The sequence below is a fragment of the Dellaglioa sp. CoH-57-MRSF-16 genome (assembly GCF_056782055.1).
Genome location: NZ_JBXAXZ010000125.1, coordinates 1 through 324, shown reverse-complemented (window position 1 = coordinate 324; position 324 = coordinate 1). Strand labels below are relative to the sequence as shown.

The 324-nt window shown below is 62.3% G+C and carries 1 protein-coding gene; it reads right to left on the bottom strand.

Annotated elements, in window-relative coordinates; genetic code table 11:
• Nucleotides 1-324 (bottom strand): hypothetical protein (locus AC1RPH_RS08145; protein ID WP_481762083.1); only part of this gene is annotated, 324 nt, incomplete at both ends.

Below are 324 nucleotides of genomic sequence, written 5' to 3'. Positions count from 1 at the left end.
GCCTTGGCCGGAGCAGCCTTGCGCTTTGCAACCGGTGCGTCAGCATCCGTTGCCTTTGCCTTGCGGCCCGGCTTTCCTGCCGGAGCAGCTGCTGCCTTCGGAGCCTTTGCTGCCTTTGCCGGTGCTGCCTTTGCCTTCGACTTAGGAGCCGGGGTTTCGTCGTCTTCCTCTTCCTCGTCTTCTTGATCTTCAGCGTCAACATTTGCCGAGACCGGTGCCGGGGCCACGCCACCTGCGACCGATGCGCTTACGAATTCCGGGCGCAGTGCGATCAGCGGGCCTGCATTCGTCTTGTAGATCGGGACGCCGCGCTCTTCATTGAAG